Below are 2,219 nucleotides of genomic sequence, written 5' to 3'. Positions count from 1 at the left end.
CGTAAGTTATCTTGTAAATCATTTCACTCGAAGACCTTTGGTCAAACCTTAAGTCCACATGAACTCGTTGAGAAAACACTGAATTTCTCAGAAGAACTAACCGACTACTATACTCTTTATCAGCTTTTGCTTTGTCACTTTCAGGAGAAGAGAGTAGATGAGTTCTTTGAGTTATATGATTACTCTTTGGCCCAAAATCGATAAGGCTGTCTATGCCGTATTATTGTAACACCTTGTTTCAAAAAATACCAGATAAGGTGTTTTTTAGCATGCCCATTTATGAATCAAAAAGGCTTAAAAATAAGACAGTAACTTCGGAATAGCTACTGTCTTATCCCTTTTTCACTTAAAGCCTTGATCGACTTGACAAATGATAGAAAAGAGCCGGATTTATAGATTAAGCAAAGACAGAGAAGAATGGTGCACCAAGCTTAGTATCCATTGCATCTCTACTCTGAACACCATGAATGTAATCCAATGAATACCATCCATTGTTATTGGCGTTAAATGGATCACGAACATATGTTTTACCATTATCATAGCCATGAAGTACGATTTCATGCGTGTAAGGATAATTGGTAAATTGACTTGCTCCTACTGCCGCCAAAACGTGTTGACCTGACATCAAAGCTGAGGCAATGTTATCAATACTTGAAAGTACGTTGCTCTTCAGACCCCAATTTTTACTTGCTAATACAATACCATCTGCATCAGTACCAGCGACTGATGTTTTGTTAAATGAATTTGTATTGTAATACAAATAATCCGCAACTGTCGTTGGTGCAATGACAGTTCCCAAGATATCTGTAAAAGTCATGGCAAGTGATGTTGGAACACAGCCAGATTGATCCATATTGCTGACACCATACCACTTAGAAGCCCAACGAGGATCACGTTGAGAATAATAAGTCGTCTGAGGCTCAACACGACGATTACGTGGAGCAAGAGCTGTCTCACCAAGGTTAAATCCGTCTTCAGTATTGTCTACATAGTCTACATAAACATGAGTCGTATAGTTACCTATGAGATTCTTATGATTAACAGTCGATACATTGATTTCAGTATGTGTTCCAGTAGGTGCTGTATTGTACCAAGAAAGGTTTCCTTGGTTACTTTCTGACCATACAGCTACATGAATATTCTTAATCTGACGTCCTTGTGGCGCTTGATCAACTACAACTGTAAAACTACCTGCTTCTGAATTAACATTAGTGATATAGGTTTGCGTTTTAGTCTTAGCATTACGGAATTCAACTGTTGTCGTTGTCCCTCCTACACCAACTTGTGACCCATCATTTAAAATGTAGTACAAATGAATATTGTACAAACCTGTTGAATTTTTGTGGTTAGTAGCTTGAACATTTACCGTATAAGTGCCATTAGCTTGACGTGTGGCTTCATACCAACGGATGTCATCTTGACCATCTTTTTCAGACCAAATAGGTACTTGAACAGTACGAACACCTTTAGAACTATAGACATCACTAATAATAACATCAAAAGTTCCAGTGTCTTTATTGTTATTAACTACTGAAATAGTGCCGACTGGCTTATTATGTTTTACATCTACAATTGTTTCAGTGATATAATGACGTTGGTTGGCATTATCTACGATATAAAGGTCAGCACGGTAATTTCCTAGTGAATTCTTATGCTCACTGGCCTTAATAGTAACACGGTAGCTACCATCAGATTGACGACTTGCTTTGTGCCAAACCAAATCATCTTGTCCGTTAACTAGACTCCATGATGGGACTAAGACTTCCTTAACCCCATTTGGTGCAACGATATTGCGAATAACAGCGTCAAAAGTACCTAAATCAGCATTATTATTTTCAATAACGAGACTTGCTCTAGGGCGAGTTTGAGTAACTTCTACCACTTTTTCAGTGAGATAGAAACGTTTGTTAGAGTCATCTACGATGTAGGCATCGGCACGGTATTTACCAGTTGAATTCTTATGATCCGTTGCTTTGATAGTCACACGGTAAGAGCCATCCGCTTGGCGAGTTGCCTTATGCCAGATAAGGTCGTCCTGACCACCATCCAGACTCCACGATGGCACAAGAACCTCTTTCAAACCAGTAGGAGCAATAATATTACGGACAACAGCATCAAAGGTACCTGTTGCAGTGTTATTGTTTTCAATCGTAAGAACACCGCTTGGTCGAGCATAATCAACAGACACCACTTTTTCAGAAATGTAGTGTCGATTGTTA

At 38.7% G+C, this 2,219-nt stretch carries 1 protein-coding gene and 1 pseudogene; one reads left to right on the top strand and one right to left on the bottom strand.

Going from position 1 to position 2,219, the window contains the following annotated elements; all coding sequences use genetic code 11:
- Nucleotides 1-195, top strand: a pseudogene (locus ADF62_RS10105) (ISL3 family transposase); the annotation flags it as partial.
- A 202-nt stretch (nucleotides 196-397) separates the two neighbouring features.
- Here ADF62_RS10105 and ADF62_RS02195 read toward each other — a convergent pair.
- Nucleotides 398-2,219 (bottom strand): GBS Bsp-like repeat-containing protein (locus ADF62_RS02195; protein WP_048787971.1); only part of this gene is annotated, 1,822 nt, incomplete at its 5' end.

Source organism: Streptococcus sp. 1004_SSPC, assembly GCF_001069025.1.
Classification (GTDB): domain Bacteria; phylum Bacillota; class Bacilli; order Lactobacillales; family Streptococcaceae; genus Streptococcus; species Streptococcus vestibularis.
Note: the sequence above shows the minus strand (reverse complement) of the source record. Positions and strands in the feature narration are given on the sequence as shown.